The sequence below is a fragment of the Spirulina sp. LEGE 11439 genome (genome assembly GCF_059821285.1).
The window spans coordinates 63,788-87,975 of sequence record NZ_JCAMRX010000025.1 but is presented as its reverse complement, the minus strand read 5'-3'; the positions used below and the strand labels follow the sequence as shown (position 1 = coordinate 87,975).

The following is a 24,188-nucleotide window of genomic DNA, read 5'->3' as shown; positions in this document are numbered from 1 at the left end:
TTGGCTTAGATACACTTTTCTCAACTTAGTTTTACATACTAAGTTCGGTAGACCCGTTCTTTCTTCTAGTGCGGATGGAGAAATAAAGTGTTGTTCGTTTGATGAGGAACATGAAGTATGTCTTCCATTTAGCGACGATCGCAAAGGTATTCGACAAATTTCTTGGAGTCCGGATGGTCAAAAAATTGCTTCTGTTAGTATTAATGATATTGTCAGAATTTGGAGTAGTGAAGGAAATGTATTGAAAAAATTTAGGGCAAGTGCAAGAAGTCTTTGCTTTAGTTGGGATAGTCAATCGATCGCCTTGGGAATGCGAAATGGAACAATTCAAATTCGCAGTCTTGACGAGAAAAAAATCAAAATTTTTTCCAAGCATCATGATAAAGTAAATAGTATTTATTTTAGTCCTGATGACAAGACGGTTACTTCAGCGAGTACTGATGGTACTGTCAAGAATTGGGATTTACAAGGAAATGATTTAAAAGACTTACGAGGACCGGGAAATTGGTTGAAAAGTATTTGGCTGAGTCCCAATGGTCAAAAGATTGCTTCTGTGACCCAAGATAATACTTTGATTGTGTGGGACTCGAATCTTAATTTCAATCTCGATTATTTACTGAAAAGAGGTTGTGATTGGGTGCGAGGTTATCTCCAGAATAATCCTAATGTCAGCGAGAGCGATCGCAACCTTTGCGATCGCTTTTAACTGCAATAATAGAAATAAGACTGGGAAATTGAGCCGGTAATCTCTCTCATCATCTTTGGGAAAAATGCGATCGCGAATGAGTTGATGTATTACACGAGTTAAGAATGGCGATAAAATGAGAAGCGATCGGGGTAAAATAAAGAGAGAAATGTCATAACGCTACAAAGTATGATCGCACTAGGACATAATCTATTACCCATTATCCCCACGGAACGAGGGTTGACAATTGCTGGAACGCGAATTTCCCTCTTTGAGATTCTGGATTTGCTCGAGGCCGACTATCCACCCCTATTAATCCGCGAACGTTTAAACTTGACAGATGGACAAATTCATGAAGCTTTAGCTTATATTGCCCAGAATCGCGATCGCCTGAGTGCTGAATATCAAGAGGTCTTGCAAACTCGTCAGGAAATTCATCAGTATTGGGAAGAAAAAAACCGCGATCATTTTTCTCTCATTGCAGAGATACCCCAAAAATCCGGTCAGGAAGCATTATGGGGAAAACTCGAAGAACAAAAAGCACAACGGATTTTAAGGGCAACCCAGTACCAATCCTAATCATTGTCATTCATTGCGAGTGCAAAACTTTTAATGATAGTTTTAATTGATTCAACTCTTGACGGCTACGCTTCTATATTACTGGGCAGTTTGGCAAGACGAGGCTGGCTGGAACTACTGCCCATTCGGTTTATGACTTTTCAAGAGGTTGGATTGGCAAAAGATAGCAGCGATCGCATCGTGTGGAATTATGCCCGCCAACATAAAATCATTGTCTTTACCAGCCATCAAAATAGGAAAGGGCAAGATTCTCTCGAACAAGAAATTCGTAATGATAATACTCAGAATTCTTTCCCTACTATTACCATTGAAAATCTCAGCCGTCTCGAAGAATATCATTATCGCGAAAGTTGTATCGATCGCTTGATTGAGATCGCCCTAGAAATTGAAAAATATATGGGAGTTGGTCGAATTTTTATTCCCTGAACAGTTATCGATAAACAGTTATCAGTAAACAGTGAAATGACTCAAGATTTTTATCGACAAGGACTTGCAAAAGCCAGTCAAAAGGACTATCAAGGGGCAATCGCGGCTTTTACCGAAGCCTTGCAACTCAATCCTTATTTTGCCGATATTTATTATCAACGAGGGATGGCTTATTTCGATTTGGGGGAATTACATGAAGCCAGTTTTGACTATTCCCAAGCCATCTCTCGCGATCGCAATCATTTTTCAGCCTACTACAGTCGCGCGATCGCACGCGTTGCCCTGAAAAATTTACCCGGTGCCCTAGAGGATATTGAATGCGCTCTGCGTCTCAAAGATAACGCCGCCTCAGCCCATCAATTGCGAGGAACGATCCGCCGTAAAATGGGGGATGTTTCTGGGGCTATTCTGAGCTTTAAACGAGCCGGGGAACTCTATCTGGCTCAAAAAGACAAGGAAGGCTGTCAGCGTTGTTTGGAACAAATCGAAAAGCTCAAACCGAAAACCCCTTCTCCTGCACCACCGCCTCCTCCTATCCTTAAATCTGAAGAATATTATCAACAGCTTTTAGAGCGAGCAGAAAAAGGAGACGATCGCCAAGCCATTCAAGATTTAGATTGGTTGTTACAATTAGATTCTCTTGATGCCCGCGCCTATTGCTGTCGCGGTATTCTCAAGAGCAGGAGAGGCGATCGCCACGGCGCGATCGCGGATTTCAATCAAGCCTTGCGACTCAATCCTCAAGATGCCATTGCCTATCGCAATCGCGGTAAAATGCGCGCTCAACTGGGGGATAATAGGGGAGCGATCGCTGACTTTAACCGTGCCTTAGAAATCGAACCCAATAACGCCCTGATGTTTTCTGCGCGAGGAAAGGTGTATTATGCGAATCAAAATTATCGCGACGCGATCGCGGATTATTCGCGATCGCTGGAACTCGATCCCGAAAATGGAGAAGTGTATCTCGCTCGCGCTAACGTTTATAAGGATTTAGAAGAAAAAGAGAACGCGATCGCGGATTATCAACAAGCTGCCGATCGTTTTTGCGAGAAAGAAGATTGGCCAAATTATCAACAAGCCCTAAATGGCCTGAAAAAATTTCACTGGTTTCCTGCGCGATCGGCAGCTTCGGAACGTCCCAATATGCCTTATATTCCGACACCTTACCTTCAGTACAACTCCTCTCATCGGAGACTTTTAACCCTTGTCGGCGGTCACTGGCCCCTTGCCGAACGCTTGCTGAGTCAAGTTAAATATCAGTATCCCGGAAAATCTGAGCTTTGGTATCTAGAAAAAGTGATTTACGATATCGAACGCGATCGAGGTCAATGATCGTCGGAAATGAAAAATAAATTTATCTTCTAATGCTCGATTCTCCCATTGGTAATTGTTTATTGATAATTGTTCATTGATAAAAGATTGACTAAATAAAATGCGAGAGTGGCACTTCCAAAAGGAACCGTGAGGTTATCAATTCCGAACTTGGAAAATCCTTCCAAAACTGTCGCCGCGATCGCAACCCCCCAACTAACCAATAAAACCGGCCAAACAACCCCATAAACCCCCGTTAAAACAATCGCGACAACGAGAAAACTCGCCCCCAACATCGTCAAAGAACCTTCCCAGCTTTTCTGAATTCCCCAGACTTTATAACCATGCTTGCCAAAGCGCTGTCCGATAATTGCAGCCAAACCGTCTCCCCATGCCATAATCAGAATTCCCACAACAGCATAATACGGCAATTGCTGCGAGAAAAACCAACTTCCGAGAATGCCAATACTCACCGCATAAAAAAATGTTCCCCAACTTTTCCGCCCCACACTATTAATACTGGGGAGAATAGGAAGAAAATACGATATAATAGCAATAATGCTGGCAAAAATTGCCGCAATACCAATTAACCAAGCGGGAATTTTTAGCCACCAAGCTAATAAAATCACTTGACCCGAGCCAATGTGAAAGACTTTACGCGTAAATTCTGCATCTGTCTTTGCAAGCCGATTTAACCCTTCGGAAATAAGCAATAGAAGCCCTAAATATAAAGCCACAATACCGATCGATGCGCCAAGGGAAACAAAGCGGGATGAAACCGATAATAATGGCAGCGATCGCCAAGCCAATAAAGCAAGAAACAATTTAATAATCCCAATGCAATATCATATTCGCTTCCTAGCTTACCCCAAATGAAAACCGTATTAATCTGGCTGATTAAAGGTTATAAACTTTTAATTTCGCCAATTTTGCCTCCAAGTTGTCGTTTTTATCCCTCCTGTTCTCAATACGCCCTTGAAGCGATCGCTCGCTTTGGTGCATTACAAGGCGGAAGACTGGCACTCTGTCGCATTATACGCTGCAACCCCTTCCATCCCGGAGGCGTAGATCCCGTCCCCACGTTAGAAGAAATGCGGCAACGCAAAGGAAAAATGCGATCGCGGGGTTCAATGCAGGATAATGGGAACTTATCCCAATGGAACGCCAAAGCCAAGAAACGCGATCGATGAAACCCTATCAAAAAATCCCCATCCAAGAATGCCGCGAACCTTTAGTCCCCATTCCTTTAGAGCAGTTTGCCATAGAATCTCCCCATCCCTACGTTAAATTGGGGGCAGACTATCAAGGCAAATCTCCTTATTATCTGCGTCAAGGCGTTCTCAATGCCCTTCAAGAAGCGCAAAAGAATTTACAACAAAATTATCGAGGTTGGCGTATTGCCATCTTTGATGCCTATCGCCCGATCGCCGTACAGCAATTTATGGTGGACTATACCTTTCAATCTCTCTTGACCGAAAGAAAGTTAAATCTACTTGATTTATCAAGCCAACAAAAAGATCGACTTTGGCAAGAAGTCTACCAATTTTGGGCTGTTCCCAGCGATAATCCCGCCACTCCTCCCCCCCACAGTACCGGAGCCGCGATCGACGTGACTTTAACTAACGAACAAGGGGAAAAAATTGATATGGGTTCTCCCATTGATGAAGTTTCCGCGCGATCGCATCCCCACCATTATCAAAACGCTCAAACCCTCGCCGAAAAGAGATATCATCAGAACCGAGAAATTTTAAATCAAGTCATGGCCTCGAGGGGATTTTGTCGCCATCCGAGGGAATGGTGGCATTTTTCCGTTGGGGATCAAATCTGGGCATTGCAGTATAATCAAAAACAGCCCAAAGACCCGATCGCAGCAAGATATGGACGATGGGAACAATAATTTTTTTTGCGATTGCCATGACTGCTTCCCCAATTTTGTAGGAAAATAACTTATAAAGACTGTTAAGACCCTAAGTTGCCATGCTTGCCCCCAAACGAATTTATGTCCTGCTGATTAATGCTGGCCCCGATCGCGAAGGAATCCATTCGCTACAAATTGGCGATCGTCAAACTGTCCTGATGTTCGAGTCGGAAGACGATGCAACCCGCTATGCCCTCATGTTAGAGGCACAAGATTTTCCTTCACTAACAATTGAAGCCTTTCCCGCCGAAGAAATTGAAGAATTCTGTCGCGATGCCGGTTACGAGTGGAAAATTATTGAAGAGGGGAATACAGAAAGAGAGTGGTTAATGCCCCCAGAAACAACCATAGAGGATATGACATGGGATGCTGAAGATACTCCACCTTCAGTTTCCACCTCAGAAGCGGAAGAACAAGAAATGCTCGATGATGAAATCGAAGCCAAACGTCGCGCATTAGAAAAACTCTTTGGCAATTAATAAAGCTATTACCCCACCCGTTATCAATGCTAGAATCTCGCGGACATCTGCTAACCGAGCAGATCAACCCCAACTCGCAAAACTTGGATCGTCTCACCAGCTTGGAGTTGGTAGATTTGTTCAATCAAGAAGATCGCAAAACACTAGAGGCGATCGCGGCAGCCAGAACCGAACTCGCTCGAGGGATCGATTTGACGGCGGCCTCACTCTCTCGCGGAGGGCGATTATTTTACGTGGGAGCGGGTACGAGCGGGCGTTTGGGGGTACTGGACGCAGCAGAATGTCCCCCCACCTTCTGCACTCCTCCCGAACTGGTACAGGGCATTCTCGCTGGAGGAGCGTCAGCTTTGGTGAAAAGTTCCGAAGCCTTAGAAGATCGCAGCGAAGATGGTGCGAAGGAAATCATTCAAGCGGAAGTGAATGAAAACGATGTCGTTTTGGGAATTACTGCCGGTGGAACTACGCCTTTTGTTCGTGGAGCGATCGCAGAAGCCAACCAACGAGGAGCAACCACCATGTTTCTCGCCTGCGTTCCCGCTTCACAAGTCCCCATTGAAGTCGATGTCGATTTACGCTTATTGGTCGGGCCGGAAGTATTGGCGGGATCGACGCGGTTGAAAGCGGGAACCGTCACCAAATTAGCTTTAAATATCCTCTCGACGGCGGTCATGGTTAAATTGGGGAAAACCTATGGTAATCGCATGATTGATGTTTCCGTTACCAATCAAAAATTACGCGATCGCGCCCTTCGCATTCTCCAAGATCTGGCCGAGATCGATCGCGAAGAAGCCGAAAAACTCTTAGATCGGAGCGGCAAAAAAGTTAAACTCGCGTTATTGATGCACTGGGGTGAAGTCAGTTCCGAGGAAGGAAATCAATTACTAGAGGCCTCTCAAGGCAATCTCAGAAAAGCATTAGAATCAATTAACCAATAACCAATAACCAATAACCAATATGTCCACTTCTTCAGAATTTATCCCAACCGTTGCGATCGTACTGGTTGCTCTTGGTTTTCTCGTTTGGGGATATAATCGCGCCAAACCCTTTGGAAAATTGGGAATTCTGGCTTGGTTGCAATCTGTAGTTTTAGTCGTACCTTGGTTATTGTTCTTTGGCTTAGTCGCATTGGGAATTTATATCAATATTATTGGCATTATTTTTCTTTTTGTCGCTTCTTCTGGTGTCTATATTTATTTAGGAAATCGCTTGCGATCGGAAGGACAGGATGCAATTTTACGCGATCGCGCCGCTCAACGTCTCGCCCGAGAACAAAAACAAGAGCGCTTAGCAAAAACAGAAACCTCATTAACAGACGAGACTAGCGATCCTTCTACTATCAATAACGAAACCGTTCAGAATGTAGCCGAAGAAATATTTCCCATTCCGGCTGAAGATTTACAGAAAATCAAGGGAATTTTTGCCCTCGATACATTCTTTTCAACAGAAACAATTTCTTATCAAGAAGGAGCGATTTTTAAAGGGAACTTGCGCGGAGAACCCGATAAAGTTTATAGCAGTCTTTCAGAAAAATTAAATCATTTACTCGGAGAGAAATATCGCCTCTTTTTGGTGGAAAGTCCAGAAGGAAAACCCGTTGTTATTATTCTTCCTCGTACCAACGATCCCCAACCTGCAACTCTCGCTCAGAAAAATTTATCATTAGTTTTGCTCGTTGCCACTATCGCCACCAGTTTAGAAGCTGCTGGATTATTATTGGGATTTGATTGGTTTGAACAACTCGGACGTTACAGCGAAGCTTTACCGATCGCGATCGGATTGTGGATTATTTTAGCGGCTCACGAATTCGGTCATTGGTTCTCTGCCAAACGTCACGATATCCGACTGAGTTTGCCCTATTTAATTCCCAGTTGGCAAATTGGTTCTTTTGGCAGTATTACTCGTTTTGAATCCCTCATTCCCCATCGTTCGGCACTTTTTGATGTCGCCTTAGCTGGTCCTGCGATCGGGGGTTTAGTCTCGTTTATTTTGCTAGTTATCGGTCTTGTTCTTTCCCATCCCGGAAGCCTCTTTCAACTTCCTACCGAGTTTTTACAAGGCTCAATTCTTGTCGGAACTTTGGCAAAAGCAATCCTGGGTTCTCATTTAGAAACCAATCTTGTTGATGTTCATCCTTTAATGATTATTGGTTGGTTGGGATTAGTTATTAATGCTTTAAATTTAATGCCCGCCGGACAATTAGATGGCGGGCGAATCATTCAAGCCATTTATGGGCGAAAAACTGCCCGCAGAACCACGATCGCAACGTTAGTGATTTTGGGTTTAGTGGCAATTTTTAATCCGGGAAATCCCATTCCTTTATATTGGGGAATTTTGATTTTATTCTTACAGCGAGATTTAGAGCGTCCCAGTCTGAATGAATTATCAGAACCCGATGATACTCGGGCGAGTTTAGGTTTATTAGCTCTATTTTTAATGCTGGCAACCCTCATTCCTTTGAGTGCAAGTTTGGCGGGAACGTTAGGCATTGGCAGCTAAAATCTAATCAAGAGGAAGCGATCGCCAAAAAAACCAAGACCTAGAAATTTTTTTGAGAACGTTCTTGACAAGTCAAAGCAAAACTGTAATAGTTGATACAGAAAGAAAAAGAAATCGTTCATCTCCGCAATTAAGGAGACAGAAGTAAGGAAGTTTCCTGAAGGAACGCGCCTCAAACCACTTCAACAAGAAACAAGGAGGCGACAGCTATGAAATTCACCTATCGTGGCATTTCTTACAACACCAATTCTACTTCTGCAAATAGCGTTGAAACTCAAACAAGCGGTACATATCGCGGCGCAAAATGGCATTCTAACAACCGTAAAGCCAGTAAATCTCATTCTGGTTTGACTTATCGCGGCGTGCATTCTACTTAAGCAACGCAACCAAGCATAAAGTCAGTTTTTGTATAAATCTCGCTTTTCACCAATGCAACCCTTCCGAATTTTTACGGAGGGGTTTTTCTTTGCGCGATCGTGATTCCTCAAATTTATTGCCATTGTTCGGTAGAGGCGATCGCTTCAACTCCTTTGTCACTCGACACTACAAAAAATTCTCTTCACCCCCTTGACAGGTTTGTAATATTTTTGTAGTATAGAGATGTGGCGAGAGAGAAAGGCTCAAAAGTCCTTATATCTAAGCTATATGAACATTGACAACTAAATATTGTATTACATTTTTGTTCGGGTTTGAAATAGTGGTACTGGCGAGCAGCTAACCCGTAATCCGTTAGCGTGTTACAAAAGATAACTGCTCATTTCACTCCTTGCGAATTGCGTCGCATCGCTCATCAATTTCTTGGGATTGTAGCTTAGTGGCTAAAGCGCCTATCTGTCTAATAGGAAAGCGCGGGTTCGAGTCTCGTCAGTCCCGTTTGATAAGCAGTGATGCGATTGCACATTTCCAGTCCTGTAGGCGAATTCACTTAAGCCATCAGTCCCTCAAACTGGAGATTGCGGGTGCAAATCCCGTCAGGACTTTCGAGGCTGGGTCGCCAAACTGGTAAGGCACTGCTCTGCAAAAGCGGGAATTGCGAGTTCAAGTCTCGCCCTAGCCTCCAAAACCGCAGCGTAGCTTAATGGTAAAGCCCTTGGCTCATAACCAAGTCATTACGGGTTCGACTCCCGTCGCTGCAACTATTCAGTGCCGTAGGCAAATTGGTTAAGCCACCTGCCTTTCAAGTAGGCGATCGCGGGTTCAAATCCCGTCGGCACTATTCAGTTATCACCTCACCAGTGAGTTGATAACTGAAATTAAGGAGAGGTGGCTGAATGGTAAAAGCGCTTTTCGGCTAAAGAAGTTGGGAGAAATCCCTTGCAGGTAAATCCTTCGGAGACGCTTCGCGAACAAATCCTGTCCTCTCCGCTTTTCCGTCAAACTAAGACGAAAATAATGGGTCGGCTTGTCTATGAGTGAAGACAGTAGTCTGTAAAACTGCCGCCTTAGTGCTGTGCGGGTGCGAATCCTGCCCGACCCACCAAATTGTGAGAGCGTGGTGTAACGGATTAACATCTCAGCCTACGAAACTGAAGACTTGAGGGTTCAAATCCCTCCGCTCTCGTGACCTCAAATCTGTTTCTCCATCTATTTTTCGCAGTTTTAATTCTAGCTTTGGACGTGGATTTATCGCTTTTTCTAAACCTTCCTCTATAAGTCTTTGTCGTACTCTTTCAATTGTTCTTGGACTTATATCTAAAGTCTTGGCTATTTCACTATCTTTCCATCCTCTATTATTTTTGACTCCTTCTCTCTCCATTTATCCGATCGCATTTCCCAAGAAGAACTTGTCGGATTAAAAAAATGCGCTTTCCGAGTTCACCAAACCACGAATGCAAATAAACATTAATTTTGTGTCCTGTCTTGCCCACTCTTGCTAAAGTTGATTGAGGAATCCTCTCGTACCATCTCAAAGCTCGAGGAAGAAGAGAATGGCAATCGATCGCGATCGCTTTACCGAAATCGTCCAAAAATGTGAAACCAGTGCGATCGGGAAGCACCTTCCCACTGCTCTCTACGTTCATATTAGCGCCCTCTCCGCTCTCGATCGCACCCTGCAAGAATACGAACATTACGCCAGGCAAGCCAGCCAACAAATTCAAGGGGCAACTTTAGTCAAATTTAATACCGAACACCCCAAACTTTCTTATTTATTCTACCCCGATTTTGACACCGATCCCCATCCTACCCTACACGCCAGCATCCAAGTCAATCTCGATACTTTAACAGCAAATTATCGCGATTACAGCACCTCAGAAAATCCCCCCATTCTCCATCGTAAAGAGACCTTTGTTAACTTGGATTATCCCTTGTACGAACAGTTTTTTCAACTCACTCGCATTGAAGAAAGATTGGGATTATTAGATAAATCTGGATTTATTGGTACGCGGCGAGAATGGTTGCAAAAATTACATCGAAGGGGTGTAGATATTCGCGGACATAAAATCATTCAAAAAAAAGATAATCTCGTTCTCACCCCCGATAATTTAACCCCTCGTATCGATCGCCATAAAGCCGCGATCGTTCGCAAACATCTTTCTCGTCCCGTTCGTGCTGCAATAGAAGCCGAATTATTTACCCCAGAAACCACTTTTTTCGATTATGGTTGTGGCTATGGTGGAGATATCGAGCGGATCGCCGAACAAGGTTATCAAAGTTCGGGATGGGATCCTTATTATCGTCCCGAGGAGTCTCTGATTTCTGCCGATATTGTTAATTTAGGCTATATCATTAATGTAATTGAAAATTTGGCAGAACGACGAGAAGCCTTAATTCAAGCATGGGAAATCACTCAAAAAGTTTTAATTGTTGCCGCACAAGTTCTCATTCGCGATAAAATTGACGGTCAACTGGCTTACGAAGATGGCATTATTACTCGTCGCAATACGTTTCAAAAATATTACGAACAAGAAGAATTAAAAACCTATATCGACCAAGTTTTAGAAGTTGATTCCATTCCCGTTGCTTTGGGGATTTATTTTGTCTTTCGAGACGAAACTGAAGCGGAAATATTTCGTGAATCTCGCTTCCGATCGCGAGCTACAACACCGAGAATTACGCTTAAGGTCAGGAAGTTTGAAGATTATGCGGAAATGTTAGCACCTTTAATGGCATTTGTCACCGAACGAGGACGATTGCCTGTAAAGGGAGAATTAGCAGAGGAAACGGCAATTTTAGAGGAATTTAGAACTTATCGCCGAGCATTTAAACTCATTTTACAAGCGACTGATGAAGAAGAATGGGAAGCGATCGCAGAAAAACGCCGTCAAGATATGAAAGTTTATCTTGCTCTTACTCATTTTACGAAAAGATTGCAAGCAAGAGAATTGACGCGACAAGCGAAAGAGGATTTTAAAGCACTTTTTGGAAGCTATAAACACGCTTGCTTGTTGGCGGATATGATGTTATTAACTGTCGGAGATTTAGAAAATATTGCCGATATTTGTCAAGAGAGTTTTGTTGGGAAAAAACACAAAAACTCTTTTCTCATCCATATTAGCGCTCTCGAAAAACTCGATCCTTTATTGCGTCTTTATGAAGGCTGTGCCAGTCGCACGATCGGGCGTTTAGAATCAGTGACAGTTATTAAATTTCATCTCAATGCACCAAAAATTTCCTATTTATTTTATCCCGATTTTGATAAAGAGCCTCATCCTGCGTTAGAAACGACCATGCAAATCGATTTGCGAGATTTAGAGGTGAACTATTGGGAATGCGATCGCGAAAATCCTCTCATTCTCCACGAAAAAGAGCAATTAATAACACCTGATTATCCCAATTATGAAAAGTTGGCGCGTTTAAGCCAACAGGAAAGAGATTGGGGACTATTAGAAGAGAGAAATTTAATTCGCAAGCGTCAGGATTGGTTGAAATATTTGCGCGATCGCTGCGTTATTCTCAAAAATTATCGCCTCTATTGGCGCAAAAATGTCGATCCTTATCAATTGAAAGCATTACGCGCAGAAGTGGCGAGGAGGAAAAGGAAAAAAGGAGCAAATAAATAATTTATAACTGCGATCGCAGATACTCGATTGCTAACATATCTCAAGCTGAGGCGATCGCCTCTATTATTTTTGCCTTCTCTCCCCTCAATTTGTCCGATCGCCCCTCATCGCCGATAATGAAGAACTGATAACCGATCGCAGATAACCGATGATAGTTGTGGGCTTAATTAGCGGCACCTCCGTCGATGGAATCGATGCAGTGCTGACAGAAATTACCGGAGACGACCTCGATGTAACCGTCAAATTGCTGGCAGGAGAAACCTATTCCTATCCCGAAGAAATGCGATCGCACATCCTTGGCATTGGTGGCGGCGATCGCATTTCGATGGAAGAAATGGCAGAACTCGACGACAAGATCGCCAGACAATTTGCGATCGCCGCCCTAGATATCCAACAGAACCAACCTCCTGCCACCCTCATCGGCTCCCACGGCCAAACTGTCTTTCACCGTCCCCCCATTGAAAATGCGATCGGCTATACTCTGCAACTGGGACGAGGCGACCTCATTGCCCGCATTACCAAAACCCTCACCGTTAGCAACTTCCGCGTTGCCGATATTGCCGCCGGCGGTCACGGCGCCCCCCTCGTTTCTCGCCTCGATCTGGCACTTCTGAGCCATCCCAAAGAATATCGCTGCGTCCAGAACCTCGGCGGTATCGGTAATGTCACCTACTTACCCCCTCGTCTCCTGCAACGAGAGAACGATATCATCGGCTGGGATACCGGACCCGCCAACATTTTAATGGATCTAGCCGTCGAACGCTTCACCGACGGACAAGAAACCTACGATCGCAATGGAGATTGGGCAGCGAAAGGGACTCCCCATCACGAACTCGTCGAACGCTGGCTACAACAAGACTTTTTCCACCTTCTGCCCCCCAAATCCACCGGACGAGAACTCTTTGGCAAAGAATATTTAGCGCAATGTTTCGCCGATGCCGAAGAAGACCTCAGCCAAGCAGATTGGCTGGCAACCCTCACCGAACTCACCGCCGCATCCGTCGCCCGCAGTTATCGCGACTTTCTCCCCCACTTCCCCGCCGAAGTCCTGTTAGGCGGCGGCGGCAGTCGTAACGCCTATCTCAAGAAACGTTTGGCACAACATCTCTCCCCCGCAACCGTCCTCACCGTGGATGAGATGGGGGTAAACTCCGACTTTAAAGAAGCGATCGCCTTTGCCCTTCTCGCCTATTGGCGCATCAGCGATCGCCCCGGAAATTTACCTCAAGTCACCGGAGCAAGCCAACCTTTGCCTCTCGGCGATATTCATCCTTTCTTCTCGGAGGGGTATACTTAGATAGGAATATCTACAGGATGGTATTGTGGCTCATACCTTTTTATTAGAGGAGGGACGTTGGATTCTGCAAGGGAACTGGTTAGAGAGAAACAATCTACCCGTTACCGTTAAAGGAAGAACCATCGTCGCTTGGGGACAGCAAAATTGGTTTACATGGGTAACAAAATTGGAATTTCCCCAAAGCGATCGCGCAGCCATTTCCTTACAATATCGGGGTCGTCTGGAATCGGGAGAGCGTCAGTATAATTTCGCACTCCAACACAGTTTATTGCGTCGGGTCGAAGGAGAAGGCTGGATCGCACCCGAATCGATTGTTCAGCGTTATATGGTCATTAGCGATGACGAACGCCAGCGACAGAGTGGCTTTGAAACGCTTTACCGACTGGACGATAATACTTATCGTTTTTCTAGCGGAATTCTCACGGGTCATTCTTTGACCACAATTATGGAAGCCACTTTGGAACGCATCCAAACAACATCGTAAATTGTTAATTGTTATTCGTTATAGGTTATTGGTTATTCGTTAATTTGTTAGCTTCTCGTTAACAGTTGCATTAACCGATCTCCTCCCCGACAGGATTGGAGAAGTTTCCGATTATGCCACAAGATCCCTATACAGACCGCGTATTGGCCAATCGCTATCATCTCATCGAACTCGCTGGTAAAGGGGCGATGGGAAGAGTTTACCGTGCAGAAGATACCTTGCTCGGGGGGGTAACGGTGGCGGTGAAGTTTCTCGCCCAAACCCTACTCAATAAAAGAATGCGCGATCGCTTTGAACGAGAAGCGACGATCTGCGCCCTATTGGCAGAAAAAACCATTCACATCGTCCGAGTTCGAGATTACGGCGTTGATGCCCAAGAAGTCCCCTATTACGTGATGGAATTTCTCGAAGGAGAAAGCCTCAGCGACCTGATTCGCAAGCGATCGCTACCCTTATCTCGCTTCTTAAAGGTAATGCGCCAAACTTGTCTCGGCCTGCAATGCGCCCATGAAGGCATTATTTTTAAAGGGGAAAAAAATAAAATCATTCATCGCGACATCAAACCCAGCAATATTCTGGTCATTGAAGATTCTACCTTGGGAGAATTGGTGAAAATCCTCGATTTTGGTATTGCCAAGCTGATTGAAGAAAATCGCGAGCAAACCCATTCGTTTATGGGAACGCTGGCCTATTGTTCCCCAGAACAAATGGAGGGAAAAGAATTAGATAATCGCTCTGATATTTACAGTTTAGGGGTGATGATGTACGAGATGCTGGCCAATGAAATGCCCCTATTACCGGAAAATAACTCTTTTGGCGGTTGGTACAAGGCGCACCACGATTTTAAACCTCTACCTCTCAAACCCGAACTCAAGATTCCTCCGGAATTAGAAAAGTTGATTGCTCAATGTCTGGCAAAAAAGCCCGACGATCGCCCGAGGGATATGGGGGAAATCCTCAAGGTGATTCAACCTCTTGCCGAACGCGATAATCGCGATCGCGAGCCAATTTCCATCGACAAGGAGACCAAATCCGACGAACCCACACCGACGGAATCTTCCCTCGAAGACTTGTGCTTGCAAATGACTTGGCCGCCAAAGATGCCGAAGCAAAAAATTGTATTTCCTCGTTTGGTTCGCACTCCTAAAGGCGTTATTTCAACTCTTTGGATCGCGATCGAACAGCAAGACATTTTTAATCGTCGTTTGAGTACCCGTTATAATCAATTTCTGTTTTCCACAATTCCCCACCCCATGCTGTTATGGATCACGGTATTATACAATCCTCAGCACGGTCCCCGTTGGCTGCCTTGTTATCTGGATCTCAAAACTGCAATGGGTCAAAATACAACGCGCTTGCTGGGGACATCGGGCAGTTATCGGATGCTCTTTTTTGCCTTAGAAAATTTCTCCCAGTGTCAGCACGTTATGCTCTCCACTATCGATCCCGAACAATGCAAGCGCTTGCTCAATTGGGCGGACACCAGCAAAGGACTGCGCGATGCGGGTCAGGCCGCCATGAGTAAAAATTTACTCCGACAAGAATTCGAGAAGTTAAAACCCAAAATTTTAATGAAACTCGAAGCCGTACAAACTCAATATCCTTCCAGTGAGCAGTGAACAGTTATCAATTTACTGTTTGGGGGAGAAGAAAAGCACGGGAAACCAACTATGACGGAGAATTTCATTGGCAAAACTGGGGGCGGTGAATTCGAGTAGGGCGCTGCGAGAAAGATGGGAAGTAGCGATCGCGCTAATATCAAAGGTTAAGGCTGCATCCAATATCTCGTGTAGGGGATTGCCGGCACGAACTTCAATATTGACTTCCAAGCCCACGGTTTCTAAATCAGCCTTGACGGTTTCGAGCTTTTGCTCGGCTTCTTTGAGATGATAATCCTCAGGAAGTCCTCGACGTACTCCTTCATTCACAACCCACAAAAGCATACATTTTTTGGGGCCGGCCGGGAGGTTTTTGCTGACATAACTTTTGACTTCTTCGATCAAATATTTTGCGGTCTTGCCATCGTTATAAGGGATCAGCAAATAGCGCCATAAATGCTGGCAACGCAATTGTAGTTCTTCGCGAGTATAGGTAGAAATTAACTGAGGACGAAGAATCATTAACGGAATGTCCGTCACTTTGGCCATTTCTTGGGTCGTACTGCCAAAAAGTGTCTCTTGCAGGGCATTTCGAGTTGGCATCCCCGTAAAAATAACGTCAATTTCGTATTCTTCAACCAATTTCGGGATAGTATCCTTCGGTCGTCCGATGGGGACTTCGATTTTAACTTCAACTTCTGGTGGTACGCCAACCAAACAAGGCGCAAGTTGAGCCTCGGCTTCCTTTACTTTGTCTTTGTCGATTTTAGGAATCGATCCTTCCTCACGAATGGGAACGCTATGAGAAAAAACGATCCGTTTGAGTCCTCCTGCTGCAAGACTGGGAACGAATCCGATCAAACGATGTAAACCATCCGAGAAATCTGTACAAATTAAACAATTCTGAAACATAGGAAAAAGAATAAGATTTTGTTGTTGGCAGTTGGTGGTTGGGTGATGGTTTTGCGAGGAAAACTTCTCCAAGATAGCCGGATGAGCTTCACAACCGACATTCTACCCAAACAAACTATAGTTCAGAAATATATAGTTGCTCTGCATTTTTAATAAAAATGTATGATTGCTTTGCCTTTTTTTAGAAAGAAGCTCTACCCGCAATCCCTTGCTGTTTCCCTACCCGAGGGACTCGGCCCGAGAAAGAGGCGCTCCGGGTTGACTTTATTATTTGAGGTTGAGAGGCGATCGCGCTTAATCCATTGGCGCAAGACCCCACTCGTGCTTAATGAACTCCTTATACATATTTTCCCGCGCTAGCATCTGCTGGTAGAGCTTGATTAAAAATTCTTGTGCCTGCTCGCGGCTCATCTTTTGGACTTGCATCTCAAAAGAGCGAATGTTGAATTTCTGTTCCAAGGACAATTCGACGGGTTGTGACATGGTTATACTCCAAACAACGAACTTGACGACGAACTTGACGATTTTAAGCAGCGAACGCGAAATGCGTTCCTGCTTATATAAAGAAATATAACATTGATTTGACAAAAATGCCCAGTATTGCTTTATACCATTCTACTGAGAGAATCCTCATCTCTTGACAAAAGGGACGCGATCGCTCTTTAATAGCAACGTTATATCAAGGCAATTGGGAGGAGACTGCTCGAAGCGAACAAAAAAAAGGGAGTCGAAAGGAAAGAAGTATTAACTTATGCTATTTTTTAAGGATTGTTGCATTGATAATTAATAAGCGATCGCCGATAATTGAATTGATTGACGAATTGTGTAAACATTCTGTAATAATAAGAGTCGGGGTGAATTTATAGGTTTGTCCTAACGCCAAGAGATGAAAGAAACAACTGATATTGATAGAGTTTTGGAGTTTTGTCCTCATATTATCTACAATATGTTGTCTGATGTTGTCTTATGTTGTTGTCTACAGTACAGCTTTGGTTTGCGTGAAATAAAATCGTCAACACCCCAACTTACTTTTAGATTTCCTCAAATTTGGAGAGATTTTTTATGTCTATTCGCCTTTATGTTGGGAATTTACCCAAAGAACCCGTAGACCGTCAAGCCTTACACGATATTTTTTCTGATATTGAAGGGACAATATCGACTAAGGTGATCAAAGATCGCAAAACAGGAAAATGTCGAGGGTTTGCTTTTGTGACGGTTTCGACGGATGAAGCGGCCGATGTGTTGATTGAAAAGCATAACGGCCAGACGTTTATGGAAAGTCCTCTGAAAATTGAGAAGGCTTTACCCCGAGCGAAAAAATCTGAGAAAGAACAAGAACCCAATGAAGAGGGTAATAAGGAAGCGAAAACACCAACTCCTGCTCCTGCTGGCAACAAACGCAACACTAGCAGTAAGTCTAAGCGCGGTAGTTCTCACGGCAGCAATAGCGATTCTGTACAACCCGATCCCCGTTGGGCGACAGAATTATCAAAGCTCAAGGAAATGTTAGCGGCTCAAACAACTAACTCATAATACATTTGTTTCGATCGCTGATATTTTCATAACCGATCTGAATTACTGTCAAGAGCGTGATGTCACTCTTGAGCGATCGCTTAGCAATGATTAAAGGTTGATTGTTTGTATCAATCTATAATTGTTAATTCCTTGTTTAAATAACAAACTTAAATCGTCGCATCCATTTCATGTGATGATAAATTTTTTGTGCGAACAAAATTATTACATTTAGGAGTAAGAAATCATGACGATAGATCCAGTTAAAGTAATGAAACAAGAAGTCGGCAAAGCGGCAGCATCTCGCGTGACTTCTGGGCAAATCGTGGGACTGGGAACGGGTTCGACAACGGCTTATGCGATTCAATTTATCGGAGATCGTCTTAAATCTGGGGAACTTAAAGATATTGTTGGCATCCCCACGTCCTTTCAAGCTGAAGTTTTGGCCAAAGAATACGGTATTCCTTTGACAACTTTGGATGCGTGCGATCGCATCGATATCGCCATTGATGGAGCAGATGAAGTCGATCCTCAGAAAAATCTCATTAAAGGAGGAGGTGCGGCACATACACGAGAAAAAGTGGTGGATTATCTCGCAGAAACCTTTATTGTTGTCGTTGATGAGGGTAAATTAGTCGATAAATTGGGGTCGAGTTTCCTGTTACCAGTAGAAGTGATTCCCATGGCGATCGCCCCAGCAATGCGAGCATTGGCAGGATTAGGAGGCACACCTCAGTTACGAATGGGAGTGAAAAAGGCTGGTCCGGTCGTGACGGATCAGGGAAATTTAGTTGTTGATGTGAAATTTACCTCTCTTGAAGATCCTGTTAGTTTAGAACAGACAATTAATAATATTCCGGGAGTTTTAGAAAACGGGTTATTTGTAAATTGTGTCGATGTGGTTTTGGTAGGGGAAATTCAAGACGGTAAACCGATTGTTCGCGAGATGTAATTTTTCCACTTTTTCTGAGATATTCAGCGCAACAGTAAATGAGCTTTTTGTTGCGCTTTAAAAAAATTAGCCAATTTTCAAGGACGACGAAAAATTTTATGAACTCTCTTTCCATCCCGACGTGGATCGTTCATATTTCTAGTGTGATTGAGTGGGTTGTTGCCATTTGGTTGATTTGGCGCTATGGCGAAATTCAAGGCGATCGCACTTGGAAATGGTTTGCCCTCGCTATGTTACCTGCATTAGTCAGTGCGATGTGTGCTTGTACGTGGCACTTTTTCGAGAACGTCGAATCCCTAGAATGGTTGGTAACGTTACAAGCTGCGACAACGGTTTTGGGAAATAGTACCTTGTGTTTGGCTGCATGGGGACTATGGCGATCGTCTCGGCGATCGAAATTAGACTCAAATTAGCTTTAAATCCAATGTTTTCTACTAATACATTATTTGCCCTATCTCTCTTTCCTTATTTAGGATTCTTGTGGTTTTTAACGCGATCGCGAAAAGCACCTCGTTTAGCCTTAATTGGCTTTTATGTCCTATTAATCTTTGTTGCCATTACCATTCCTGCCGGAATTTATGCTAAAACAGTTCATCATATTCCTCTAGCCGATCTAGATTGGCTGCATGGAAGTGCAGAGTTCTTTTTAACCCTTTCTAATATTTTAGTCGTCATTGGTTTCCACAAGGCAGTGAACGGCGAGTAATAACTTATTACCAATTAAAATATCATCGTTTTTCAATTTCCGCGACAGGTAAGAGGAGAGTTTCTTCGATCTCTTGGATGGTTTCATCGCTAATATTGGGCGTGCTATACATACACTCTACCAGTAATTTGATAGAATCATAATATTGTTTGAGAATCTCCTTTTGTTCGGGACTGAATTGCCAATCATAACCAATATTGCGGTGTTCGATAATTGCCAGCCTTAAATTTCTCGTCCAAATTTCGCCATTTTCTTTCCACCATTTTTGATAGTGAATGCGATCGCGATCGATATCGGGAAGTTGTTCGTGGAATCTTTCTAATGCACGTTTGAGATCGCTACCAATTTCTATATTACGATCCTCTGTAAAAGTGAGAAATAAATCCAGATCGTGGGCATATGTCACCAATAAAGAATCGAGAATTAAATCGATAATAAAATCCGGTGCTAGTTCAACAATAGTTTGATGATTAAACGCATAATCTAAATCTCGATCTAAATTACAAGCGAGAGAGCGATCGTGAATGGAGACTTTTAAACCGCGATTTACCGCATGAGAAAAATCAAGAGGATGAGATAATTTTGGATCGAACATGGGATTAATTGCTTGAGAAAAGTAAAAAGCACGAACTGAAGCAGCTTTATAGGGTGCTTGGACAAAAATTGCTTTTTGATGAACCCACGAAAGAAAAATTTGTAGTTTCTTGTCTTCGGAAATAATGCAATCCATTCTCTGTTTCATTTTCAGGAGAAAATCATCGACATATTCCATACTTCCCACAGCAAGAATAAAAAGATCTTTCCATGTTAAGCGATCGAAGCGAGCCAAACTTTTTTCTAAGCGATCGGGTTCAAAACTCTTTAAAAGAAATCGTCCAATGAGATATTCCTGCAAGCCAAGATGAGAAAAACCATAGTATTTTTGTGTTTTCTCAACAATAATATGATGTTGTATTTCAATGGTACTTAAAATCTTTTTACTTTCTTGTAGTAAGATTTCTCGTTCTTTTTTATTGTTACGAGAAAGAGAATCAAAAAAGTAGCGAGCAATATAATGACAAAGGCGATCGCGATCGCAAAATAATTCCTTTTTTGTAAAAGTTAAAACACCTAAGTAACACAACAGATCTAGTTTTTGTTCGGGAGCGAATTCTTGATAAATTGAATTAGACTCATCATTCTTATCAAAATCTTCAAGTTGAAAAATCAATTTCAACCCTCGTTCGTATAAGTCAAAAGGTTGTAAAGGAAATTTCCGATCCTCATAGAAAATAGATCGCATTAAATTCAACCAGATAGGATTGGTAGAAATCTCTAAGATTTTCTTGTTTTTTGAGATTTCTAAATCGAGTAAGAATTGATTGGCTATTTTTTTGCCTCGAGAGCGAGAATTAGCTACATATTGAAAACAAACTTGAACCGATTGTTTGACTTGCTCTTGACTGAGTTCGGAAATTTCAACATAAGTGAATGTCGGAAAAGTATAATCTGTAATTTGCGTCCGACAGGCCAAAATAAAGCGATTTTTATAATAGTTCTGAGTAAATGCACGGAGTTGATACTGAAGATCGCGTCTGTTTTCATAAGCAACTTCATCCATTCCATCGAATATAATTAAAAATTGTCCATAATTGAGTAGTTTTTCCGTTTGCAAGCAATTATTAAATTCTAAAATATCATCAATATATTCAATAATTTTCTTGGTTAGATCGGGTAATTTATGTAATTCCAAGAAAATAGGAATATAATTTTTTTGAAACTTTCCCCGAGAGCAAGCAATGATTAGAGATTGTAAAAATACTGTTTTCCCAACTCCAGAATTCCCGAGAATAACCAGTTTTGTATAATCGGTTGCGGCTTTTATGGCTGTCATTTTTTCCATGCGATAGCCCAAGCCAAACCGTTCAAAATCTTGAGAGCGATCGCAAATCTTCAAGAAAGTGGGTAAATTCAAATAAACATCGCGAGGGATCTTATCCACGCGATAAACATCAAATTCAAATTTTTCTACAGGTATCCATTGATGTGTTATCAATTGCACTCGACGATAGATATCGAGCATTTTATGGGATGCCCTCTTTCTTGCGAGAGGAATCATCGTGCTAATACCGGGTTCTAGGGCTTGTTCGGGGAGAGAATCCAGTACAATATCTTCAGAAATCGGCGGTAATTCGGCAACGTCTTGCCAATCTAACCCTAAAACAACACAAATTTGTTCAAAATCTTCGCGCTCGAGGGGCTGACCTTGAAGAAAACTATGAATGCTAGCGAGGGAAAATTGCAATCCATGAGAATCAAGAATTTTACTGGCTGAAGTCAGCCAAGCTGATTTAGCCTTCTCAATGCCTTTTGTGGACACTTTCAGCAATTGCTCTGCCCGTTCTGCCATATTCGTGCCTTGAAGTCGATCTAGGTGGGACTAGATCGCGAGTTTTTAACTTTCGCTGCCAATAAATTGTACAACCTTCAATCGTGAAGGTTTGGTCTGGGAAGCTAGAAACGAAAAAACAACGGCAGTGCGATCGCGCCAAAATAGGAACAATCGCGAAAAATATCCGAGTAGTTTCACCCTATCCCTATTTTTGCCACAATAGAAGAATCGTTTTGAGTGACCTACGGCACATGGTTGTAAAAAATAATCTCCCCGAAACAAAAAATCAATGGCGCTCGATCGCTCGAGAATTTGAGAAGGCGATCGGTAAAGGCAGTGTCGTGCGGCGCAAGGAAGAACTCTTAACTTACGAGTGCGATGGGTTGGCCGCCTATCGTCAACGTCCTGCTCTCGTGGTACTTCCCAAGACAACGGAAGAGGTCGCAGAAGCGGTGAAATTGTGCGATCGCTACGATCTGCCTTGGGTGGCTCGGGGGTCGGGGACAGGGCTATCAGGAGGGGCGTTACCCATTGCTAATGGCGTTGTTATCGTCACGGCAAAAATGAAGCGCATTCTCGCCATTGATTGGGAAAATCGTCAAGCGATCGTGCAGCCGGGGGTGATTAACAATTGGGTAACGCAGGCGGTAAGCGGTGCGGGTTTTTACTATGCTCCAGATCCCTCGAGTCAGATTATTTGTTCGATTGGGGGTAATGTAGCGGAAAATTCTGGGGGAGTTCATTGTCTCAAATATGGTGTCACCACTAATCACATTTTAGGGTTAAAAATTGTGACGGCGGATGGGTCAATTGTGAAGATTGGCGGGCCAGTTCCGGAGATGCCGGGGTACGATTTAACAGGGGTTTTTGTCGGCTCTGAGGGAACTTTGGGTATTGCTACGGAAATTACCTTAAAAATCCTCAAAACTCCCGAATCAATTTGCGTTCTTTTGGCGGATTTTGCCACGGTTGAGGCGGCTGGCGTTGCAGTAACGGAGATTATCGGCGCAGGGGTAATTCCGGCGGGAATGGAGATGATGGACAATCTCAGTATTAATGCGGTAGAAGATGTGGTAGCTGCCAATTGTTATCCCCGAGATGCGGGGGCAATTTTATTGGTTGAATTGGATGGATTAGAAGTAGAAGTACAGGGGAATATTCAGCGCGTCGCTGCAATTTGCAAGAAAAATGGAGCGCGGGAAATTACCATGGCTACTGATGCTGAAACGCGTCTCAAACTCTGGAAAGGACGGAAAGCGGCATTTGCGGCGGCGGGGAAAATGAGTCCCAATTATTTTGTACAGGATGGGGTGGTTCCTCGCACGCAATTGGCAAAGGTGTTGCGGGAAATTGAAGCCTTAAGCGAGCGATCGGGTTATCAAATTGCGAATGTTTTTCATGCGGGGGATGGTAATTTACATCCTTTGATTCTTTATAATGGGGCCGAATCGGGAGCATTTGAGGAAGTGGAGAAAGTCGGGGAAGAAATTCTCGCTTTGTGCGTGGAAGCGGGGGGAAGTTTGTCTGGAGAACATGGCATCGGAGCCGATAAAAATTGTTATATGCCGCGAATGTTTAATGAAACGGATTTGGAAACTATGCAATATGTTCGCGAGGCATTTAACCCGAAAGGTTTGGCGAATCCGGGGAAGCTATTTCCTACGCCTCGTGCCTGTGGAGAACGGGCAAATTTGCAACAGTCGGCACAAATTAAGGGGGCCGAATTGTTTTAAAGGATTTTAAAAGAAAGTGGCGATCGCGCAAGAAAATCCGGGTAAAAGCGGGGAAGTTATTGTATCTTCGGCTAACAATGTGGCGGTTAATCTCAATTGTGCGTTTTCGCGGCGATAAATTTCTACTTGTTGAGTAAAACGATTGGCGATCCAATATTCTCTTACGCCTTGAATGGAGTAGAGTTTTAATTTTACTTCGCGATCGCGTCGTTCGTTTTGCCGTCCGGGGGAAATGACTTCAACGACCAACTCGGGCGCACCTGTTAAATGCCCGGCTTCGTCTTCAATTTCTGCGAGTCTGTCAGTGCTAACCCAAACGACATCAGGAGAAACATTATCGGCATCGGAAAAGATGATACCGGGCATGATAATCGCTTCTCCTAGGTTACTCGACTCAGACCAAGTATCCAGTTGTCGGAAAATCTTGCCGTTAATTTGTTGGTGTCGTCGGTGGGGCGATCGCGTCATGAAAAGCTCTCCGTCAATAATTTCATAATGTACCCATTCATTTTCGGGTAGTCCTTCTAAATCGCGACTCGTCCAGCGAATTTTCTCAATCGTTTGGCTCATAGTTTTTGTGGGTTGAAAGATTTTTACAATTTCCGATCGTTTTTATGGAACTGGCATTGTGAAAGCTCAAAAATTATGATGGTAATTGCATTTATGCTTTCATTGTCGATCCGCCGGGGAATACAATTCCCCGTCTCATATGAGAAGTCCTCTGAAGA

25 protein-coding genes, 8 tRNA genes and 1 riboswitch are annotated in these 24,188 nt (G+C 43.5%); of the genes, 27 read left to right on the top strand and 6 right to left on the bottom strand.

All coding sequences use genetic code 11. The features are described from left to right. The 4 genes from AC6RV6_RS17060 to AC6RV6_RS17045 all read left to right on the top strand — a co-directional run. Nucleotides 1–706 (top strand): WD40 repeat domain-containing protein (locus tag AC6RV6_RS17060; RefSeq protein WP_500242079.1); only part of this gene is annotated, 706 nt, incomplete at its 5' end. A gap of 168 nt (nucleotides 707–874) precedes the next feature. Next, complete coding sequence (locus tag AC6RV6_RS17055; protein WP_500242078.1) at nucleotides 875–1,264, top strand: DUF433 domain-containing protein; 390 nt, start codon at nucleotides 875–877, stop codon at nucleotides 1,262–1,264. A 33-nt stretch (nucleotides 1,265–1,297) separates the two neighbouring features. Continuing rightward, nucleotides 1,298–1,690: an ACP S-malonyltransferase gene (locus AC6RV6_RS17050; protein ID WP_500242077.1), complete on the top strand. Its 393-nt coding sequence runs from the start codon at nucleotides 1,298–1,300 to the stop codon at nucleotides 1,688–1,690. A 36-nt stretch (nucleotides 1,691–1,726) separates the two neighbouring features. Next, a complete protein-coding gene (locus tag AC6RV6_RS17045; RefSeq protein WP_500242076.1) occupies nucleotides 1,727–3,022 on the top strand; it encodes a tetratricopeptide repeat protein in 1,296 nt (431 codons plus the stop codon). A 59-nt stretch (nucleotides 3,023–3,081) separates the two neighbouring features. Here the strand turns inward: AC6RV6_RS17045 and AC6RV6_RS17040 are convergent, their stop codons facing one another. Then, on the bottom strand, nucleotides 3,082–3,825 hold the full coding sequence (locus tag AC6RV6_RS17040; RefSeq protein WP_500242075.1) for a diacylglycerol/polyprenol kinase family protein: 744 nt from the start codon (nucleotides 3,823–3,825) through the stop codon (nucleotides 3,082–3,084). Nucleotides 3,826–3,873: 48 nt separating this feature from the next. On the opposite strand from AC6RV6_RS17040, the gene yidD reads away from it, so the two are divergent. The 14 genes from yidD to AC6RV6_RS16970 all read left to right on the top strand — a co-directional run bounded on the left by yidD (nucleotide 3,874) and on the right by AC6RV6_RS16970 (nucleotide 9,455). Beyond that, nucleotides 3,874–4,191, top strand: a complete 318-nt coding sequence (gene yidD, locus AC6RV6_RS17035; RefSeq protein ID WP_500242074.1) for a membrane protein insertion efficiency factor YidD — start codon at nucleotides 3,874–3,876, stop codon at nucleotides 4,189–4,191. After that, nucleotides 4,188–4,898, top strand: a complete 711-nt coding sequence (locus AC6RV6_RS17030) for a M15 family metallopeptidase (protein WP_500242083.1) — start codon at nucleotides 4,188–4,190, stop codon at nucleotides 4,896–4,898. Before yidD ends, AC6RV6_RS17030 begins: the two co-directional genes overlap by 4 nt. 80 nt (nucleotides 4,899–4,978) lie before the next feature. Continuing rightward, nucleotides 4,979–5,398: a DUF3110 domain-containing protein gene (locus tag AC6RV6_RS17025; protein ID WP_500242073.1), complete on the top strand. Its 420-nt coding sequence runs from the start codon at nucleotides 4,979–4,981 to the stop codon at nucleotides 5,396–5,398. Between the two features lie 26 nt (nucleotides 5,399–5,424). After that, on the top strand, nucleotides 5,425–6,333 hold the full coding sequence (murQ, locus tag AC6RV6_RS17020; protein WP_500242072.1) for an N-acetylmuramic acid 6-phosphate etherase: 909 nt from the start codon (nucleotides 5,425–5,427) through the stop codon (nucleotides 6,331–6,333). 19 nt (nucleotides 6,334–6,352) lie between these two features. Continuing rightward, nucleotides 6,353–7,894, top strand: a complete 1,542-nt coding sequence (locus AC6RV6_RS17015; RefSeq protein ID WP_500242071.1) for a site-2 protease family protein — start codon at nucleotides 6,353–6,355, stop codon at nucleotides 7,892–7,894. Between the two features lie 113 nt (nucleotides 7,895–8,007). Then, nucleotides 8,008–8,066, top strand: a riboswitch (Glutamine riboswitch). Nucleotides 8,067–8,103: 37 nt separating this feature from the next. After that, on the top strand, nucleotides 8,104–8,271 hold the full coding sequence (locus tag AC6RV6_RS17010) for a DUF4278 domain-containing protein (RefSeq protein WP_500242070.1): 168 nt from the start codon (nucleotides 8,104–8,106) through the stop codon (nucleotides 8,269–8,271). A 423-nt stretch (nucleotides 8,272–8,694) separates the two neighbouring features. Further along, nucleotides 8,695–8,767, top strand: a tRNA-Asp gene (locus tag AC6RV6_RS17005). Between the two features lie 32 nt (nucleotides 8,768–8,799). Then, nucleotides 8,800–8,874, top strand: a tRNA-Glu gene (locus AC6RV6_RS17000). Nucleotides 8,875–8,878: 4 nt separating this feature from the next. Further along, nucleotides 8,879–8,954, top strand: a tRNA-Cys gene (locus AC6RV6_RS16995). A 4-nt stretch (nucleotides 8,955–8,958) separates the two neighbouring features. Beyond that, nucleotides 8,959–9,030, top strand: a tRNA-Ile gene (locus AC6RV6_RS16990). A 6-nt stretch (nucleotides 9,031–9,036) separates the two neighbouring features. After that, nucleotides 9,037–9,110 (top strand) — tRNA-Glu (locus AC6RV6_RS16985). A gap of 41 nt (nucleotides 9,111–9,151) precedes the next feature. Further along, nucleotides 9,152–9,259: transfer RNA gene (locus AC6RV6_RS16980), tRNA-Ser, on the top strand. A gap of 29 nt (nucleotides 9,260–9,288) precedes the next feature. Then, nucleotides 9,289–9,374 (top strand) — tRNA-Tyr (locus tag AC6RV6_RS16975). Between the two features lie 6 nt (nucleotides 9,375–9,380). After that, a tRNA-Arg gene (locus AC6RV6_RS16970) sits at nucleotides 9,381–9,455 on the top strand. Here AC6RV6_RS16970 and AC6RV6_RS16965 read toward each other — a convergent pair. Beyond that, nucleotides 9,408–9,650 (bottom strand): helix-turn-helix domain-containing protein, encoded by a 243-nt coding sequence (locus tag AC6RV6_RS16965; RefSeq protein ID WP_500242082.1) that lies wholly within the window; start codon nucleotides 9,648–9,650, stop codon nucleotides 9,408–9,410. The two genes, AC6RV6_RS16970 and AC6RV6_RS16965, sit on opposite strands and share 48 nt — an antisense overlap. 172 nt (nucleotides 9,651–9,822) lie before the next feature. Between AC6RV6_RS16965 and AC6RV6_RS16960 the strand changes: the two genes are divergently transcribed. The 4 genes from AC6RV6_RS16960 (at nucleotide 9,823) to AC6RV6_RS16945 (ending at nucleotide 15,295) form a co-directional block, all read left to right on the top strand. Continuing rightward, nucleotides 9,823–11,895, top strand: coding sequence for a DNA phosphorothioation-associated putative methyltransferase (locus tag AC6RV6_RS16960; protein WP_500242069.1), 2,073 nt, complete (start codon nucleotides 9,823–9,825; stop codon nucleotides 11,893–11,895). Between the two features lie 148 nt (nucleotides 11,896–12,043). After that, a complete protein-coding gene (locus AC6RV6_RS16955) occupies nucleotides 12,044–13,192 on the top strand; it encodes an anhydro-N-acetylmuramic acid kinase (RefSeq protein ID WP_500242068.1) in 1,149 nt (382 codons plus the stop codon). A gap of 25 nt (nucleotides 13,193–13,217) precedes the next feature. Further along, a complete protein-coding gene (locus AC6RV6_RS16950) occupies nucleotides 13,218–13,676 on the top strand; it encodes a hypothetical protein (protein WP_500242067.1) in 459 nt (152 codons plus the stop codon). 113 nt (nucleotides 13,677–13,789) lie between these two features. Further along, nucleotides 13,790–15,295 carry a serine/threonine-protein kinase gene (locus tag AC6RV6_RS16945; RefSeq protein WP_500242066.1) on the top strand — a complete coding sequence of 502 codons (1,506 nt, stop codon included), beginning with the start codon at nucleotides 13,790–13,792 and terminating at the stop codon, nucleotides 15,293–15,295. Nucleotides 15,296–15,307: 12 nt separating this feature from the next. Here AC6RV6_RS16945 and AC6RV6_RS16940 read toward each other — a convergent pair whose 3' ends face one another. Both AC6RV6_RS16940 and AC6RV6_RS16935 read right to left on the bottom strand, forming a co-directional pair. Continuing rightward, nucleotides 15,308–16,186 (bottom strand): universal stress protein, encoded by an 879-nt coding sequence (locus AC6RV6_RS16940; RefSeq protein WP_500242065.1) that lies wholly within the window; start codon nucleotides 16,184–16,186, stop codon nucleotides 15,308–15,310. A 294-nt stretch (nucleotides 16,187–16,480) separates the two neighbouring features. Further along, nucleotides 16,481–16,669: an NblA/ycf18 family protein gene (locus AC6RV6_RS16935; RefSeq protein WP_500242064.1), complete on the bottom strand. Its 189-nt coding sequence runs from the start codon at nucleotides 16,667–16,669 to the stop codon at nucleotides 16,481–16,483. 579 nt (nucleotides 16,670–17,248) lie between these two features. On the opposite strand from AC6RV6_RS16935, the gene AC6RV6_RS16930 reads away from it, so the two are divergent. From AC6RV6_RS16930 to AC6RV6_RS16915, 4 genes are all read left to right on the top strand, one after another. Next, nucleotides 17,249–17,719: an RNA recognition motif domain-containing protein gene (locus AC6RV6_RS16930; RefSeq protein ID WP_500242063.1), complete on the top strand. Its 471-nt coding sequence runs from the start codon at nucleotides 17,249–17,251 to the stop codon at nucleotides 17,717–17,719. Nucleotides 17,720–17,945: 226 nt separating this feature from the next. Beyond that, on the top strand, nucleotides 17,946–18,650 hold the full coding sequence (gene rpiA / locus AC6RV6_RS16925; protein WP_500242062.1) for a ribose-5-phosphate isomerase RpiA: 705 nt from the start codon (nucleotides 17,946–17,948) through the stop codon (nucleotides 18,648–18,650). Nucleotides 18,651–18,748: 98 nt separating this feature from the next. Beyond that, complete coding sequence (locus tag AC6RV6_RS16920; RefSeq protein ID WP_500242061.1) at nucleotides 18,749–19,063, top strand: DUF2499 domain-containing protein; 315 nt, start codon at nucleotides 18,749–18,751, stop codon at nucleotides 19,061–19,063. A gap of 11 nt (nucleotides 19,064–19,074) precedes the next feature. After that, complete coding sequence (locus AC6RV6_RS16915; RefSeq protein WP_500242060.1) at nucleotides 19,075–19,356, top strand: DUF3593 domain-containing protein; 282 nt, start codon at nucleotides 19,075–19,077, stop codon at nucleotides 19,354–19,356. Between the two features lie 22 nt (nucleotides 19,357–19,378). Here the strand turns inward: AC6RV6_RS16915 and AC6RV6_RS16910 are convergent, their stop codons facing one another. Continuing rightward, complete coding sequence (locus AC6RV6_RS16910) at nucleotides 19,379–21,745, bottom strand: NACHT domain-containing protein (RefSeq protein ID WP_500242059.1); 2,367 nt, start codon at nucleotides 21,743–21,745, stop codon at nucleotides 19,379–19,381. A gap of 233 nt (nucleotides 21,746–21,978) precedes the next feature. On the opposite strand from AC6RV6_RS16910, the gene glcD reads away from it, so the two are divergent. Then, on the top strand, nucleotides 21,979–23,460 hold the full coding sequence (gene glcD, locus AC6RV6_RS16905) for a glycolate oxidase subunit GlcD (RefSeq protein ID WP_500242081.1): 1,482 nt from the start codon (nucleotides 21,979–21,981) through the stop codon (nucleotides 23,458–23,460). Nucleotides 23,461–23,466: 6 nt separating this feature from the next. On the opposite strand, the gene AC6RV6_RS16900 is transcribed toward glcD, so the two are convergent. Continuing rightward, entirely contained in the window at nucleotides 23,467–24,030 is a 564-nt protein-coding gene (locus AC6RV6_RS16900; protein ID WP_500242058.1) for a Uma2 family endonuclease, read from the bottom strand. Nucleotides 24,031–24,188: the final 158 nt, after the last annotated feature.